The following is a 17130-nucleotide window of genomic DNA, read 5'->3' on the forward strand; positions in this document are numbered from 1 at the left end:
GGTCGCGCCGTCCCCCGCAAGCCCCGCCCGGGGCCAGGTACCGGGGTGACCTGCGGAGGTCCCGGAAATCACATCGACCGGCCGGAGGGCGCGCCACTAGTCTTCGCTCCGTGGACGACCCGATCGCCGGCCACCCCGGCACCCCCGACGCCCGCGGCCCGATCCGCTTCCTGTGGTGGCTGGTGCTGAGCCAGCGCCGCCGTTCGCTGGCCGGCACCTTCTACGGCACCGCCTGGATGCTCTGCCTGACGGTGCCGCCCTACCTGCTGTCCCGGGCGATCGACGACGGGCTGCGGCCCGGGCGCCCGGGGACGACGCTGGCCTGGTCCGGCGCGCTGCTCGGCTACGGCGCGGTCAACCTGGTGCTGGCCTGGTGGCGGCACCGCACCATGACGCTGATCCGCAACGACGCGACCTTCCGCACCGTCGCCGTGGTGCTGCGGCACAGCGTCCGGCTCGGCGCCGCGCTGCCCCGGCAGGTCTCCGCGGGCGAGCTGGTCACCATCGGCATCTCCGACGTGGTGCGGATATCCCTGGCGCTGACCTTCATCGGCCCCGGCGTCGGCTCGGTGGTCTGCTACCTGACGGTCGCCGTGATCCTGCTGACCCTCTCCCCGCTGCTCGCCCTGGTCGTCCTGCTCGGCCTGCCCGCCCTCGGCCTGGTGCTGCGCCCGCTGTTCGCCCGCCAGCAGCGCACCGAGAGCAGCTTCCGCGAGCAGCAGTCCCGGCTGACCGCCCGCTTCGAGGACCTGGCCGGCGGCCTGCGGGTGCTCAACGGCCTCGGCGGCAAGGACGTCTACGCGGCCCGCTACCGGGACGACTCCCGGCGGCTGCGCGCCGAGGGCTACCGGGTCGGCGGCACCGCCAGCTGGATCCAGGCCCTGGGCACCGGCCTGCCGGTGCTGCTGCTCGCCACCGTCACCTGGCTCGGCGCCCGGCTCACCCTCCAGGGCCAGCTGACGCCCGGTCAGCTCGCCGCGGTGTTCGCCTACGCCGCCGTGCTGGTCGCCCCGATCTACTTCCTGATCGAGAGCGGCCAGGACATCACCCGCGCCGTGGTCTGCGCCCGCCGGGTCACCGACTTCCTCAACCTGCGGCCCGACCCGGACGCCGGCACCGCCGAGGCGCCCGCGGCCCCCGCCGAGCTGGCCGACCCGGAGTCCGGCGTCCGGCTCGCCCCGGGCGAGTTCACCGTGCTGGCCGGGCCCCGCCCCGCCGAGACCGCCGCCGTCGCCGAGCGGCTGGCCCGGCTCGCCCCGACCGCCGCCGAGTGGGACGGCGTCCCGCTCGCCGACCTGCCGCTGACCGAGGTCCGGGCCCGGATCGCCCTCGCCGAGAACGAGGCCGCGCTGTTCGCCGGCCCGCTGCGCGACACCGTCGGCGGCCGCACCGGGGCCGCCGACGAGACGCTGCTGGCCGCCCTCGGCTCCGCCGCCGCGCTCGACGTGCTGCACGCCCTCCCCGGCCGGCTGGACGCCCCGGTCGCCGCAGGCGGCCGCGACCTCTCCGGCGGCCAGCGCCAGCGGCTGCGGCTGGCCCGCGCGCTGACGGCCGATCCCGAGGTGCTGCTGGCCGTCGAGCCCACCTCCGCGGTCGACGCCCACACCGAGGCCGCGATGGCCGACGGCCTGCGCGCCGCCCGGGCGGGCCGCACCACCCTGGTCACCAGCACCTCCCCGGCCCTGCTCGACCGGGCCGACACCGTCCACTACCTGGTCGACGGCAAGGTCGCCGCCAGCGGCACCCACCGCGACCTGCTCCGCACCCAGCCCGGCTACCGCGCCCTGGTCTTCCGCGGCCCCGACTCCCCCACCGAGGACAACGGTTGAGCACCCTGCCGACCACGGCCGTCCGGCCCGCCCCGGCCGACCGCACCCGCCCCCGGTCCGACCGCCGCGCCCTGCTCCCACAAGGCCCCCACTCCCCCACCGAGGACGCCAGTTGAGCACCCTGCCGATCGCCACCGCCCGCCAGGTCCGGCGGGCCGCCGTCGCCCTGGTCCGCGCCGACGGCCGGGCCTTCGCCGTCGTCCTGCTGCTCAACGGCGCGGCCGCGCTGCTCGGCCTGGCCGGGCCCTGGCTGCTGGGCCGGATCATCGACCTGGTCACCCGGGCCCGGGGCACCACCACCGGCGAGATCGACCGGCTCGGCCTGCTGCTGCTCGGCTGCGCCGCCGCCCAGATCCTGACCAACCGCCAGGCCCGCTACCTGGCGCACAAGTTCGGCGAGCGGGCCGCCGCCCGGGTCCGCGAGCAGTTGCTCGACCGGGTCCTCGCGCTGCCCGCCTCCACCGCCGAACGGGCCGGCGCCGGCGACCTCACCGCCCGCGGCACGGCCGACGCCACCGCCGTCGGCGAGGCCCTGCGGGATGCCGCCCCCGAACTCCTGGTCGCCTGCGCGCAGGCCCTGTTCATCCTGGTGGCGCTGCTGGTCCTGAGCCCGCTGCTGGGGAGTTGCGCCCTGCTCGGCGTCCTGATGATCAGCCTGGGCGCCCGCTGGTACCTGCGCCGCGCCCCGGCCGCCTACCTGGCCGACCGGGCCGCCAACGCCGACCTCGCCGAGACCCTGTCCGCGACCGCCTCCGGCGCCCGCACCGTCGACGCCCTCGGCCTCCAGGAGCAGCGCCTGGCCGCCGGGCGGGACGCCCTCGCCGCCGCCCGCCGCACCCGGCTGGGCACCCTCCGGCTGCGGCTGCGCTTCTTCGCGGTGATCAACGCCGCCTACACGGTGCCACTGGTGCTGGTCCTGCCGCTCGGCGCCGTCCTGGTCGGCAACGGCACCATCACCCTCGGCGCGGCCGTCTCCGCGGCGCTCTTCCTGCGCCGCCTGGAGGACCCGCTGGACACCGTGGTCGTCCTGCTCGAATCCGTCCAGAGCAGCACCGCCGCGTACGCCCGGGTCGAGGGCCTGGCCGCGCCCGCCGAGGAGCGGCCCGTCGTGGACGCGGTGCCCGCCGACGACCGCATCCGGGTCACCGGCGTCCGCTACGCCTACCCGGACGGGCCCGACGTCCTGCACGGCCTGGACCTCGACCTGACCCCGGGCGAGCGGCTCGCCGTGGTCGGCCCGTCCGGCTCCGGCAAGACCACCCTCGGCCGCCTGCTGGCCGGCATCGACCGGCCCCGGGCGGGCAGCGTCACGGTCGGCGGCGTGCCGGTCGCCGAACTCTCCCCGGAGCGGCTGCGCCGCCAGGTCGTCCTGGTCACCCAGGAGCACCACGTCTTCCTCGGCACCCTCCGCGACAACCTGCGGATCGCCGCCCCGGACGCCGAGGACGCCGCCCTGACCGCGGCGCTCGACTCGGTCGGCTGGCAGCACGACCTGCCGGACGGCCTCGACACCGAACTCGGCCCCGCGGCGACCGTCCTGGACGGCGCCCGGGCGCAGCAGCTCGCCCTCGCCCGCGTCATCCTGGCCGACCCGCACACCCTGATCCTGGACGAGGCCACCGCCCTGCTCGACCCGACCGCGGCCCGCAGCACCGAACGCGCCCTCGCCGCCACCCTCACCGGCCGCACCGTCATCGCCATCGCCCACCGGCTCCACACCGCCCACGACGCCGACCGCGTGGCCGTCCTCACCCAGGGCCGCCTCACCGACCTCGGCCCGCACGAGACCCTGCTCGCCGCGGACGGCCCGTACGCCAGGCTCTGGCACACCTGGCGCACGGAGTAGGGGACTTCACGCCCCGGGCCCGCCGGGAGCGAAGCTCCAGGGGCCCGGGGAACGGCGGTGCCGAGGGGCGGGTGACCGACGGGCCGCGAGGCGCCGACCCCGTTCCGGGCCGAAGGCCCTCGGCGGAAGCCCGGCGCACGCCCCTAGCGCAGCACCCCCGAGTCGATCCCGCCCGGCTCCACCGGTACGGCCACCAGGCCGAGTTCGGCGATCGAGGCGAGTCGCGGGTGGGACGGCAGGACGCGGACGGTGTAGCCGAAGGGCCCGGTGCGGGCGAGTTCGAGGTGGCCCTCGTAGCGGACCCGGCCGTCGAGGTCGGTGCCGCCCGCGGCGGGCTTGAGGGCGAGCGCGGTCGCCTCGGAGATCCGGTCGCTCTCGTCGACCCGCCCGGAGACCACCTGCACCTCGACGTCCTCGGGCCGGAGCCGGCCGAGCGCGACCTGGACCCGGAGGGCCAGTGTCGTGCCGAGCTCCTGGGCCTCGCCCGTCCCGTCGGCCTCGACGTGCTCGACCCGGACGGCCGGCCAGCCCTCGCGGACGGCGGCCTTCCAGCCCGCCAGGGCCTTCGCCGCCGCGTACCCGCCGTCGCCGCCGGCCAGTTGCCGCCGGGCGTCCGCCGCGGGGGCGTACAGCCGCTCGACGTACTCGCGGACCATCCGCCCGGCCAGCACCTTCGGGCCGAGGGTGACGAGGGTGTGCCGGACCATCGAGATCCAGCGGTGCGGGAGGCCGTCCTCGCCGCGGTCGTAGAACCGGGCCGCGACCTGGTGCTCGATCAGGTCGTAGAGCGCGGCGGCCTCGATGTCGTCGCGCCGTTCGGCCTCGGGGCTGTCCGGGTCGAGGACGCCCTCGCCGGTGCCGCCGTCGGCGGTGGGGATGGCCCAGCCGTTCTGGCCGTCGTACCACTCGTCCCACCAGCCGTCCAGGATGGACAGGTTGAGGCAGCCGTTCAGCGCGGCCTTCATGCCGGAGGTGCCGCAGGCCTCCAGCGGGCGGAGCGGGTTGTTCAGCCAGACGTCGCAGCCGGGGTACAGGGCGGTGGCCATCGCCATGTCGTAGTCGGGCAGGAAGACGATCCGGTGCCGCACCGCGGGGTCGTCCGCGAACGCGACGAGCTGCTGGATCAGCCGCTTGCCGCCGTCGTCGGCGGGGTGCGCCTTGCCGGCCACCACGATCTGCACCGGACGCTCGGGGTGCAGCAGCAGCGCGCGCAGCCGGGCCGGGTCACGGAGCATCAGGGTGAGCCGCTTGTACGAGGGGACCCGGCGGGCGAAGCCGATGGTGAGCACGTCGGGGTCGAGGACGGCGCCGGTCCAGCCGAGTTCGGCCTCGCCCGCGCCGCGCTGCCGCCAGGAGGCGCGGAGCCGGCCGCGGGCCTCCTCGACGAGTTGGGCGCGCAGGGTGCGGCGCAGTTCCCAGACCTCGGTGTTGCCGATCCGCTCCAGGCCGGTCCACTGGGCGGCGGTGCCGACGGCCATCGCGGCCTCGGCGCGCTCCTGGCCGATCTCGGTGGCGCCGAGCCGGACGACGGCGGGGTCGATCCAGGTGGGGGCGTGCACGCCGTTGGTGATCGAGGTGATCGGGACCTCGGGGGCGTCGAATCCCGGCCACAGGCCGCGGAACATCTCCCGGCTGACGGCGCCGTGCAGGGTGGAGACGCCGTTGGCGCGCTGGGCGAGCCGCAGGCCCATCGCGGCCATGTTGAACAGCTTGGGGTCGCCGTCGGGCCAGCTCTCGGCGCCGAGCGCGAGCGCCTGCTCGACCGGGACGCCGGGGAGGGCCGCGTCGCCGCCGAAGTGCCGGGCCACCAGCTCCCGGTCGAAGCGGTCGATGCCGGCCGGGACGGGCGTGTGGGTGGTGAAGACGGTGCCGGCCCGGACGGCCTCCAGCGCGTCGGCGAAGCCCAGGTCCGGGTGGGCGCCGGTGAGTTCGCTGATCCGCTCCAGGCCGAGGAACCCGGCGTGGCCCTCGTTGGTGTGGAACACCTCGGGCTCGGGGTGGCCGGTGAGCCGGCAGTACGTCCGGACGGCGCGGACGCCGCCGATGCCCAGCAGTATTTCCTGCAGCAGCCGGTGTTCGCTGCCGCCGCCGTAGAGGCGGTCGGTGACGTCGCGTTCGGCGGGGCTGTTGGCCTCGATGTCGGAGTCGAGCAGCAGCAGCGGAACCCGGCCGACCTGGGCGCGCCAGACCTGGGCGGCCAGGGTGCGGCCGCCGGGGAGCGCGAGGTCGATCCGGCAGGGGGTGCCGTCGGCCTCGCGGAGCAGGGTGACGGCGAGCGCGTCGGGGTCGAGCAGGGGGTAGCGCTCCTGCTGCCAGCCGTCCCGGTCGAGGGACTGCCGGAAGTAGCCGTGCCGGTAGAAGAGTCCGACGCCGATGATCGGGACGCCGAGGTCGGAGGCGGCCTTGAGGTGGTCGCCGGCCAGGATGCCGAGGCCGCCGGAGTACTGCGGGAGGGCGGCGGCGATGCCGTACTCGGGGGAGAAGTAGGCGACGGCGGCGGGCAGCGGGTCGGCGGCGTCGGCGTTCTGGTACCAGCGCGGTCCGGTCAGGTAGTCGCGCAGGTCGTCGGCCAGGTCGCCGAGGCGGCGCAGGAAGCGCCGGTCGCCGGCGAGTGCGGCGAGTTTGGTGGCGGGGACCTCGCCGAGCAGTCGGACCGGGTCCTCTCCGACGGCGGCCCAGACCTCGGGGTCGACGGAGCGGAACAGCTCCCTCGTCTCGGGGTGCCAGGACCAGCGGAGGTTCAGCGCGAGCTCGTGCAGTGGCTGCAGTTGTTCGGGCAGGACGGTGCGGACGGTGAACCTGCGGATTGCCTTCACGGCATGGAGCGTAGACCCGGACGCACGCCTGAGGGGGCGTCAACTCCCGCGCGCCGCACCCGTTCGGAGCAGTGTTGAGATCGTTCCGGGCGCGCGGTGGCAGATCGGGGCGCACAAGGGGCGCAAGCCGGGATCGGACGCGCCGTCAGGTGTGAACTTCTGGGGACGGCGGTGTTGCCGTTGTCCGTTTCACCGTTGCATACCGGCCGAAACCGCGCGCCTACCCGCACGTAGCTCTTGCCGGTGGTGCGAGGATGCAACAAGGTCGTGGTTGCTGCGGTGCGCGATCGGGTGGTCGCTCTCCGCTGCCTTCGGCCGGTTCATGCCCTGTTCGACGAACCCTCACCCCCTCCCTCCCCCTTCGCCCGTTCGGCCCCAGTTGCCGGGCCTTCGCGTGTCCTTGTTCCCGGCCCCGTCGTTTGCCGGTGGGTTGGGTCACGCGGGGGCGTGCACCGAGGCGACGCACGCCGGGACACGTGCGCTCCGCTCGGCACGCCGCCGCACGGCCGGGTCCGGCGGGCGGGGGTGGCGGGGTGCGTCGGCACGGCAGGACCCGGTCGCGCGTCCGTCCTCTACCCAGTAGTCCTCCCGGCCCTCCCCGCCGCGCCGCTGCCGCGGGAGGCCGCCGATCTCGGGCAGGAGCTTGGCATGCACGGCGACACACGGGACCAGTCCACGGTGCCGACGGACGACGCGACCGACCCGGCGTCGGCCGGGGAACCCCCGGTGCCGTCCCCGCGGGCCGGGGCGGCGCGCCGGAGAGCGGCCGAACCGGCCGCGAAACGCGCCGCGGGCACCCCGCGCAAGGCCGCCGCGAAACGGACCACCACCGTCAGGTCCGTTGCCGCCGAGGGGAGTTCGGACCCCACCGGGCCCGCCGGCGCCACCGCCACCGCGACCAGCACCGCGACCACCGCGACCAGCACGACCAGCACCGTCGACGGCCGGGGCGCCGACACCGGCGCCACCGCCGCGAAGCCCCCGCGCAGGGCCGCGAAGAAGTCCCCGGCCGGTTCCCCCCGCACCGCCGGTCCCACCCGTACCGCCCGCAAGACGACAGAGAGCGACACCGTGATCGGCCGCATCCCCGTGCTTGACGTCTCCCCGCTCGTCGACGCCGGTCGGCGTCCGGCCAAGGCCGTGGAGGGGGAGCGCTTCCTGGTCTCCGCCACGGTCTTCCGGGAGGGCCACGACGCGGTCGGCGCCAACGTGGTGCTGCGCGACCCGCGCGGCCGCAGCGGCCCGTGGACGCCGATGCGCGAGCTGTCCGAGGGCAGCGACCGCTGGGGCGCGCACGTCACGCCGACCGCGCCGGGCCGCTGGTCGTACCTGGTGGAGGCGTGGTCGGACCCGGTGGCGACCTGGAAGAAGCACGCCGCGGTGAAGCTGCCGGTCGGGATCGACACCGCGCTGGTGCTGGAGGAGGGCGCGCAGCTGCTGGAGCGCGCGGCCGGCGGGGTGCCGAAGAAGGACGGCCGGCCGGTGGTGCTGGCGGCGGTGGACGCGCTGCGCGACCCGGGGCTGCCGCCGCTGAGCCGCTACGCGGCGGCGCTGGACCCGGAGGTGACGGCGCTGCTGGCCCGGTACCCGCTGCGCGAGCTGGTCTCGGCGACCCGTCCGCAGCCGCTGCAGGTGGACCGCAAGCGGGCGCTGTTCGGCTCCTGGTACGAGTTCTTCCCGCGCTCGGAGGGCGCGGTGGTCGACCCGTCGGGCGTCGAGCCGCCGGTCTCCGGCACCTTCCGGACGGCGGCCGAGCGGCTGCCCGCGGTGGCGGCGATGGGCTTCGACGTGGTGTACCTGCCGCCGGTCCACCCGATCGGCCGGGCGCACCGCAAGGGTCCGGACAACTCGCTGACGGCCGGTCCGCGGGACGTCGGCTCCCCGTGGGCGATCGGCTCGCCGGAGGGCGGGCACGACGCCGTCCACCCGGACCTCGGCACGATCGAGGACTTCGACCACTTCGTGGCCGAGGCGGGGGCGCTGGGCCTGGAGGTGGCGCTGGACTTCGCGCTGCAGTGCTCGCCGGACCACCCGTGGGTGCAGAAGCACCCGGAGTGGTTCAGCCACCGCGCGGACGGCACCATCGCGTACGCCGAGAACCCGCCGAAGAAGTACCAGGACATCTACCCGGTCAACTTCGACCAGGACTTCGACGGGATCGTCCGCGAGACGCTGCGGGTGCTGCGGTTCTGGATGGCCCGCGGGGTGCGGATCTTCCGGGTCGACAACCCGCACACCAAGCCGGTGAACTTCTGGGAGAAGGTGCTGGCGGACGTCGCCCGCACCGACCCGGACGTGCTGTTCCTGGCGGAGGCGTTCACCCGCCCGGCGATGATGCACACCCTGGGCAAGGTGGGCTTCCACCAGTCCTACACGTACTTCACCTGGCGGGACACCAAGCCGGAGCTGACGGAGTACCTGACCGAGCTGACCGGCGAGGCCGCCGCGTACATGCGGCCGAACTTCTTCGCCAACACCCCGGACATCCTGCCCGAGTACCTGCAGCACGGCGGCCCGGCCGCGTTCGCGGTGCGCGCGGTGCTGGCGGCGACGCTCTCCCCCACCTTCGGGGTGTACGCGGGCTTCGAGCTGTTCGAGAACGAGGCGGTGAACCCCGGCTCGGAGGAGTACCTGCACTCGGAGAAGTACGAGCTGCGGCCGCGCGACTGGTCCCGGCAGGACTCGCTGGCCCCGCTGCTGACGGCGCTGAACCGGCTGCGCCGCCGGCACCCGGCCCTGCAGCAGCTGCGCGACCTGCGCTTCCACTCCGTCGACAACGACCGGATCATCGCGTTCTCCAAGACCGCCGTGACCGAGGACGGCCTGGAGGACCACGTGATCTGCGTGGTCAACCTGGACCCGCACCACGTCCAGGAGGCCACGGTGACGCTCGACGCGCCGGGGCCGCTGACGGTGCACGACGAGCTGACCGGCGCCACCTACGCCTGGGGCCGTCACAACTACGTCCGGCTCGATCCCTCTTCCGGGCCGGCCCACCTCCTCACGGTTCGGAGGAACCCGCAGTGACAGTCAACGAGCCCGTCCCCGACACCTTCGCCGACACCCCCGCCCGGGACCGCGACCCGGAGTGGTTCAAACGCGCGGTCTTCTACGAGGTCCTGGTCCGCTCGTTCCAGGACAGCAACGGCGACGGCGTCGGAGACCTCAAGGGGCTCACCTCCCGGCTCGACTACCTCCAGTGGCTGGGGGTGGACTGCCTCTGGCTGCCCCCGTTCATGAACTCCCCGCTCCGGGACGGCGGTTACGACGTCTCGGACTACCAGTCGGTGCTCCCGGAGTTCGGCAACCTGGCCGACTTCGTGGAGTTCGTGGACGCCGCGCACCTGCGCGGCATGCGGGTGATCATCGACTTCGTGGTGAACCACACCAGCGACCAGCACCCGTGGTTCCAGGCCTCCCGGAGCGACCCGGACGGCCCGTACGGCGACTTCTACATGTGGGCCGACGACGACAAGCAGTACCCGGACGCGCGGATCATCTTCGTCGACACCGAGTCCTCGAACTGGACCTTCGACCCGGTCCGCAAGCAGTACTACTGGCACCGGTTCTTCAGCCACCAGCCCGACCTCAACTACGACAACCCGCAGGTGCAGGAGGAGGTGCTGGCGGCGCTGAAGTTCTGGCTGGACCTCGGCATCGACGGCTTCCGGCTGGACGCGGTGCCGTACCTGTACGCCCGCGAGGGCACCAACTGCGAGAACCTGCCGGAGACGCACGACTTCCTGCGGATGGTCCGCAAGGAGATCGACGCCAACTACCCGGACACCGTGCTGCTGGCCGAGGCCAACCAGTGGCCGGAGGACGTGGTCGACTACTTCGGCGACTTCGCCTCCGGCGGCGACGAGTGCCACATGGCGTTCCACTTCCCGGTGATGCCGCGGATCTTCATGGCGGTCCGCCGGGAGTCCCGCTACCCGGTCTCGGAGATCCTGGCGAAGACCCCGGCGATCCCCTCGGGCTGCCAGTGGGGCATCTTCCTGCGCAACCACGACGAGCTGACCCTGGAGATGGTCACCGACGAGGAGCGCGACTACATGTACGCGGAGTACGCGAAGGACCCGCGGATGCGGGCCAACGTGGGCATCCGCCGCCGGCTCTCGCCGCTGCTGGAGAACGACCGCAACCAGGTCGAGCTGTTCACCGCGCTGCTGCTCTCGCTGCCCGGTTCGCCGGTGCTGTACTACGGCGACGAGATCGGCATGGGCGACAACATCTGGCTGGGCGACCGGGACGGCGTCCGCACCCCGATGCAGTGGACCCCGGACCGCAACGCGGGTTTCTCGTCGGCGGACCCGGGCAGGCTCAGTCTGCCGCCCATCATGGACCCGGTGTACGGCTTTCAGGTGACCAACGTCGAGGCGCAGCAGAGCAGTTCGAGTTCGCTGCTGCACTGGACGCGCCGCATGATCGAGATCCGGAAGCTCAACCCCGCGTTCGGCCTCGGCAGCTACACCGAACTGCCCTCCAGCAATCCCTCGGTGCTGGCCTTCGTCCGCGAGTACGAGGGCGACCTGGTCATGTGCGTGAACAACTTCTCGCGGTTCGCGCAGCCGACCGAACTGGACCTGCGGCAGTACGGGGGGCGCTACCCGGTCGAGCTGATCGGCGGCGTGCGCTTCCCCACCATCGGCGAGTGGCCGTACCTGCTGACGCTGGCCGGCCACGGGTTCTACTGGTTCCAGCTGCGCCAGGCCCGGACGGACCCGTCCGGTTCGCGGTAGCGGCCGGAGCCGCCGCAGCACGTCCACGAAGCAACGATCCCTCGTCAGGCCCCGAACGGGACGTCACCCTCCGGGGGTGCGCGGGTCTCCGCGCACCCCCGGGGGTCTTCGCACCACCGCGTACGGAGAACAGCCCAACGGCCACCCACACGAAGGCGTGACACCGAGCCGCGGCTCGCGTGCCGCCGCCGCCGCGCCGCCGAAATCCGGAAGACTGAAGGGCCCGGCCACGATCCGTCGGGGAGCCGCCCGCTTCCGGGGAAAGGGAGTCATGTCCGAACCCTCCCGTTCTCGAGCCCACCTGCACCGCGAGCCCTCCGACGCCCCCGGGCCGGTCGGGACGCGGGCGCCGGGGGCGCGGAGAACCGCCGCGGGAGTCAGCGAGCTGGTCCAGGCGGCGCTGCCGCTGATCGCCGAATGGCTTCCCACCCAGCGCTGGTACGCCGGCAAGGGCCGCCCGATCGCCGCCCTCACCCCGGTGGTCGGCACCCCGCTCCAGGTCGGCGACCCGGCACTGCTGCACCTGCTGCTGCGGGTGGAGCACGGCGGCGCGGCCCCCGGGCCGGACGACGTCTACCAGCTGCTGCTGGGCGTCCGCTCGGAGCGGCCGGCCCCGGTCGGCCCGACGGCGGTGCTGGGCCGGCTGGCGGGCGGTACCTACGACGGCGCGGTGCTGTACGACGCGGTGCACGACCCGGAGCTGACGGGCCGGCTGCTGGAGCACCTGGCCACCGGCGACCGGTTCGGCCCGCTGTCCTTCCGGCGCACCCCGGGCCCGGGCCTGCCGGGCAACCTGCCGGGGCGGGCGTCCACCGCGGAGCAGTCCAACTCCTCGGTGATCTACGACACTTCGTTCATCCTGAAGCTGTTCCGCCGGATCAGTCCGGGCACCAACCCGGACCTCGAACTGTCGCTGGCGCTGTCCCGGGCCGGCTCGACCCGGATCCCCCGGGTCGCCGCCTGGTTCGAGTGCCGGCTGGAGCGCTCCGAGCCCGCCACCCTGGGGCTGCTGCAGCACTACCTGGCGGACGCCGAGGACGGCTGGGAGCTGGCCCTCGACCAGGTCGCCCGGCTGAAGGGCGACCCCTCGCCCGGCAACTTCGCGATCGAGGCGCACCGGCTCGGCCGGGCCACCGCCGAGGTGCACCGGGTGCTGGCCCGCACCATGCCGACCGCCCGGCTGGACCGGGCCAGGACCGGCGAGCTGGCGGCCGCGATGGCCGACCGGCTGGACTCCGCGGTCACCGCGGTGCCCGGCCTGCTGCGCTACCGCTCCGCGCTGCGCGGCGCCTTCCGGCAGCTGACCGAGGCCGACCTGGACGGGCTGCCGCTCCAGCGCGTCCACGGCGACCTGCACCTGGGCCAGGCGATGCGCACCCCGCAGGGCTGGGTGCTGCTGGACTTCGAGGGCGAGCCCGCCAAGCCGCTGGCCGAGCGCCGCCTGCCGCAGCCCGCGCTGCGGGACGTCGCCGCGATGCTCCGCTCCTTCGACTACGCGGCCGCCCACCTGCTGGCCGGCGCCCCCGGCCAGGACCCGGAGCTGGCCCACCTGGCCTCGGCCTGGGCGGCCCGCAACCGCGCCGCGTACTGCGCCGGCTACACGGCGGGCGGCGGCGCCGACCCGGCCGGCGCACCGGAGCTGATGCGCGCGCTGGAGATCGACAAGGCCGTCTACGAGGTGGTGTACGAGGCCCGGCACCGGCCCGGCTGGCTCCCGATCCCGCTGGCCGCGATCAACCGCCTGGCCGACTCCGCCTGACCCCGCCCGGCCGCCCCGTGGGCGGCCGGGCGACCCGCTCTCCCGAACTCCCGTTCCCCGCAAGGTCATTGCCCTCCCCGCCGTTCGCTCCCCGCCACCCCTTCCGTACTGCTCCTGCGTCCCCGTGCAGGACACCCCGCTCCAGGAGGACTCCGCCGTGACTCCGCTCGGTCCGCTCGACCCGTCCGCCGACCGCCAGTCGGCCGTCCCGGCCACGTTCCGGGGCGGGCCGCGCACCGAGGGGGCCGCCGGGCGGGCGCCCTCCCGGGCCGCGAAGACCCCGGCGGCGAAGACCCCGACCGCCAAGACCCCGACCGCCAAGGCCCCGACCGCCAAGGCCCCGGCCGGGCGGACGACCGCCCGCGGCACCGCCCGGGGCACGGCCGCCCGGCACCCGGAGCCCGCCCGCGCGGCGCGCGCCGCCGACCCGTCCGGGGCCGCGCTGCGGCTGCCGGAGGCCCCGCTGCCGCCCGCCGAGGTGGAGCGGCTGGTCTCCGGCGCGCACCACGACCCGCACGCCCTGCTGGGCGCGCACGCGACGCCGGAGGGCACCGCGGTCCGGGTGCTGCGCCCGTTCGCGGAGCGGGTGGTGGTGGAGACCGACCTCGGCCCGGCGGAGCTGACGCACCAGCAGGACGGCCTGTTCACCGGTCTGCTGACGGGCCGTGACTTCCCGCGCTACACGCTGCGGGTGACGTACCCGGGCGCCGAGCCGGTGCTCCAGGAGGACGGCTACCGTTTCGCCCCGACGCTGGGCGAGCTGGACCTGCACCTGATCCGCGAGGGCCGGCACGAGCAGCTCTGGCGGGCCCTCGGCTCGCACCTCCGCACCGTGGACGGCGTCGCGGGCACCGCGTTCGCGGTGTGGGCGCCGAACGCGGTCGGGGTCCGGGTGATCGGCTCCTTCAACCACTGGGACGGCACCGCGCAGCCGATGCGCTCGCTGGGCTCCTCGGGCGTGTGGGAGGTGTTCCTGCCGGGCGTCGGCGAGGGCGAGCGCTACAAGTACCAGATCCTCACCCGGGGCGGGGAGCGGCTGGAGAAGGCCGACCCGCTGGCCCGGGCCACCCAGTGCCCGCCGGACACCGCCTCGGTGGTGACGGTCTCCCGCCACGAGTGGCAGGACGCCGACTGGATGGCGCGCCGGGCGCAGGTGGTCCAGCACCGGGCCCCGATGTCCGTCTACGAGCTCCACCTCGCCTCCTGGCGGCCGGAGTTGACGTCCTACCGGGCGATCGCCGAGGTGCTGCCCGGCTACCTGACCGAACTCGGCTTCACGCACGTCGAGTTCATGCCGGTGATGGAGCACCCGTTCGGCGGCTCCTGGGGCTACCAGGTGTCCGGCTTCTACGCCCCGACGGCCCGGCTCGGCACCCCCGACGACTTCCGCTTCCTGGTCGACACCCTGCACCGGCACGGCATCGGCGTGCTGGTCGACTGGGTTCCGGCGCACTTCCCGAAGGACGGCTTCGCGCTGTCCCGCTTCGACGGCGAGCCGCTGTACGAGCCGGCCGACCCGCTGCGCGCCGAGCACCCGGACTGGGGCACCCTGGAGTTCGACTACGGGCGCACCGAGGTCCGCAACTTCCTGGTCGCCAACGCGGTGTACTGGTGCGAGGAGTTCCATGTCGATGGCCTGCGGGTGGACGCGGTGGCCTCGATGCTCTACCTCGACTACTCCCGCGAGGGCGACGCCTGGACGCCCAACCAGTACGGCGGCCGGGAGAACCTGGACGCGGCCGCCTTCCTGCAGGAGATGAACGCCACCGTGTACCGGCGCTGCCCGGGCGTGCTGACGGTGGCCGAGGAGTCCACCGCCTGGGACGGCGTGACCCGGCCCACCGACTCCGGCGGCCTGGGCTTCGGCATGAAGTGGAACATGGGCTGGATGCACGACTCGCTGGTCTACATGTCCAAGGAGCCGGTGCACCGCAAGTACCACCACCACGACATGACCTTCTCGATGGTGTACGCGTTCTCGGAGAACTACGTGCTGCCGATCTCGCACGACGAGGTGGTGCACGGCAAGGGCGCGCTGGTCGCCAAGATGCCCGGCGACTGGTGGCAGCAGCGCGCCGACCACCGGGCCTACCTGGGCTTCATGTGGGCCCACCCGGGCAAGCAACTCCTGTTCATGGGGCAGGAGTTCGCGCAGGGCGCGGAGTGGGACCACGAGCGCGGCCCGCAGTGGTGGGTGCTCGACGAGGGCTGGCCCGCGCACGGCGACCACCGCGGCGTGCAGCGCCTGGTCGGCGACCTCAACCGGGTCTACCGGGACACCCCCGCGCTGTACGAGCAGGACACCGTCCCGGCCGGCTTCCGCTGGCTGGACGGCGGCGCGGCCGACGACAACGTGCTCTCCTTCGTCCGCTACGCCGCCGACGGCACCCCGCTGGTGGCGGTCTGCCACTTCTCCCCCGTGGTCCGGCACGGCTTCCGGGTCGGCCTGCCCCGGCTGGAGGGCGCCGAGCAGCTCTGGGAGGAGGTGCTCAACACCGACGCCGAGCAGTACGGCGGCAGCGGCCTGACCAACTCCGCCCCGGTGAAGTCCGAGGGCACCCCCTGGAACGGCCAGCCCCGCTCCGCCGAACTCCTCCTCCCGCCCCTCGCCACCCTCTGGCTCCGCCCGGCCCGCTGACCGGCTGCGGCCTCACGCTCCCTTGCAGCGAGGAGTGCGCGGTCGCAGCCGCCCGGTGTCCCCCGGCGGGCCGAAACACCGGGGTCAGGGGGCCTGCACCAAGACGTCCAGCACCTCGTCGCAGACGAAGACGCGGTCGTAGTTGCCCTCCGAGAACTGGCGGAGGTAACCGAGGTCGACCAGGCGGCGGACAGCCGTGTTCGCCGCCTGGTAAGTGACACCGTGACGGTCCTTCATCGCGTTCACCGTGAGCATCGGGTATCCGATCAGCTCCCGGGCGATCTCCAGCGGCGTCCCCTTCGCCTTGTGCCCCTTCAGCTCTTCGAGCATGCGGTTCCGAACGGCGACGAGTCTGTCGACCCGGCGAACAGCGGCCACGGCCTGCGCCTCGATCGCCTGGCAGACGAAGACGATCCACGGCTCGAAGTCGCCCGTGACACTGACCTGGTAGAGGTGGTCCTGGTACTTCCTCCGGTTCGCCTCCAGCCAAGGTGACAGGGCGATGCTCGGCAGCCGCAGCTCCTCCGCAGCGATCAGCTGAAGCAGCATCACCAGCCGCCCGAGTCTGCCATTGCCGTCGTTGAAAGGGTGCAGGGTCTCGAACTGGTAGTGACCGAGGGCCAGTCGAGCGAGCAGTGGCAGATCGCTGGGGCGATTGATCCATGCCTCCCAGTGCAGCAGCCCGTCCGTCAGCCGTTGCCCCGGTGGGCACGGAATGAACCGGGCGTCCTCGATCCGGTGCCCTTGGACGCCGATGAAGACCTGGACATCCCTCACTCGACCGGCCTGGGGGCCGTCACTGGTGGTGCCGGTGACGAGCTGCCGCTGGAGGTACTCCAGCAGATGAACGCTGATCGGCCGCGGCTCCCTGATCCAGTCCACCGCGGCCTCGGCCGCCAGTACGTAGTTGTAGACCTCGGCGACGTCACCGCTGTACTCCGACGAGGCGAGGAAGTCTGCCTGGAGCACTTCCTCCATCTGCACGTACGTACCTTCGATGGCAGAGGTACTGACGGCCTCCTGCCTGATCACCAGTCGGGCCAGAAGTTCGGGATTAGGAAGCTGGACCATGGCCTGGTCCGCCCGGGCCACCTTGCTCATCGCCCTGCTGAGGGCGTTGTGGGTGGCGCCGGACAGCACGAGATCGTCGGGGAGCTGGTTCGGCAGGTAGGCGGACGCCGAGTAGTCGGCACCGCGACGGGGATCGTATCCGCCCACTGGCACCAGCAGGCCGATCGGAGAGTTCGCCAGAGGAGAGGTGGACATGCCTTGAGGCTAGCCAACCTTGAAAAGTAAGGGGACCTTCTCAAGCAACCTTGCATTCCTGCTGACTGCATAGGCATCCAGCTCAGGGCGGTTCTGCACGTTCAGGTGAGGTACTCGCGATTGCTTGACGCTCACCGTTGAAATTCAAGGTTGGGCGCATGGAGCACCCTCATCATCCACCTGGCGCTAGCACCGGTGCCATAGCAAGTTCCGCGTGTTGTACGACGGTATGGT

General features: G+C 73.6%; 8 protein-coding genes. 6 read left to right on the forward strand and 2 right to left on the reverse strand.

Annotated elements, in window-relative coordinates:
* The first annotated feature begins 110 nt into the window (after positions 1-110).
* Together ACIQBJ_RS27410 and ACIQBJ_RS27415 are read left to right on the forward strand one after the other, a co-directional pair.
* Positions 111-1829 (forward strand): ABC transporter transmembrane domain-containing protein, encoded by a 1719-nt coding sequence (locus ACIQBJ_RS27410; protein WP_400715693.1) that lies wholly within the window; start codon positions 111-113, stop codon positions 1827-1829.
* Between the two features lie 112 nt (positions 1830-1941).
* The gene (locus ACIQBJ_RS27415; protein WP_400715695.1) at positions 1942-3675 is read left to right on the forward strand and encodes an ABC transporter ATP-binding protein; all 1734 of its coding nucleotides are present in this window, start codon (positions 1942-1944) and stop codon (positions 3673-3675) included.
* 143 nt (positions 3676-3818) lie between these two features.
* Here the strand turns inward: ACIQBJ_RS27415 and glgP are convergent, their stop codons facing one another.
* Positions 3819-6491, reverse strand: a complete 2673-nt coding sequence (glgP, locus tag ACIQBJ_RS27420) for an alpha-glucan family phosphorylase (RefSeq protein ID WP_400715697.1) — start codon at positions 6489-6491, stop codon at positions 3819-3821.
* A 1071-nt stretch (positions 6492-7562) separates the two neighbouring features.
* Here glgP and ACIQBJ_RS27425 point away from each other — a divergent pair.
* The 4 genes from ACIQBJ_RS27425 (at position 7563) to glgB (ending at position 15630) form a co-directional block, all read left to right on the forward strand.
* Positions 7563-9518: an alpha-1,4-glucan--maltose-1-phosphate maltosyltransferase gene (locus ACIQBJ_RS27425; protein ID WP_400715833.1), complete on the forward strand. Its 1956-nt coding sequence runs from the start codon at positions 7563-7565 to the stop codon at positions 9516-9518.
* Positions 9515-11233 carry a maltose alpha-D-glucosyltransferase gene (gene treS / locus ACIQBJ_RS27430; protein WP_400715699.1) on the forward strand — a complete coding sequence of 573 codons (1719 nt, stop codon included), beginning with the start codon at positions 9515-9517 and terminating at the stop codon, positions 11231-11233. Before ACIQBJ_RS27425 ends, treS begins: the two co-directional genes overlap by 4 nt.
* 271 nt (positions 11234-11504) lie before the next feature.
* Positions 11505-12992 carry a maltokinase gene (locus ACIQBJ_RS27435; RefSeq protein WP_400715701.1) on the forward strand — a complete coding sequence of 496 codons (1488 nt, stop codon included), beginning with the start codon at positions 11505-11507 and terminating at the stop codon, positions 12990-12992.
* A 157-nt stretch (positions 12993-13149) separates the two neighbouring features.
* Positions 13150-15630, forward strand: coding sequence for a 1,4-alpha-glucan branching protein GlgB (glgB, locus tag ACIQBJ_RS27440; RefSeq protein ID WP_400715703.1), 2481 nt, complete (start codon positions 13150-13152; stop codon positions 15628-15630).
* 84 nt (positions 15631-15714) lie between these two features.
* On the opposite strand, the gene ACIQBJ_RS27445 is transcribed toward glgB, so the two are convergent.
* Entirely contained in the window at positions 15715-16896 is a 1182-nt protein-coding gene (locus ACIQBJ_RS27445) for a Fic family protein (protein ID WP_400715705.1), read from the reverse strand.
* Positions 16897-17130 lie beyond the last annotated feature (234 nt).

The sequence above is a fragment of the Kitasatospora sp. NPDC088391 genome (assembly GCF_044753345.1).
Classification (GTDB): domain Bacteria; phylum Actinomycetota; class Actinomycetes; order Streptomycetales; family Streptomycetaceae; genus Kitasatospora.

Bases quoted from the DNA above. Each gene is read 5' to 3' on its own strand.
- ACIQBJ_RS27435 (WP_400715701.1), top strand. From the start codon at position 11,505: ATGTCCGAACCCTCCCGTTCTCGAGCCCACCTGCACCGCGAGCCCTCC.
- ACIQBJ_RS27445 (WP_400715705.1), bottom strand. From the start codon at position 16,896: ATGTCCACCTCTCCTCTGGCGAACTCTCCGATCGGCCTGCTGGTGCCA.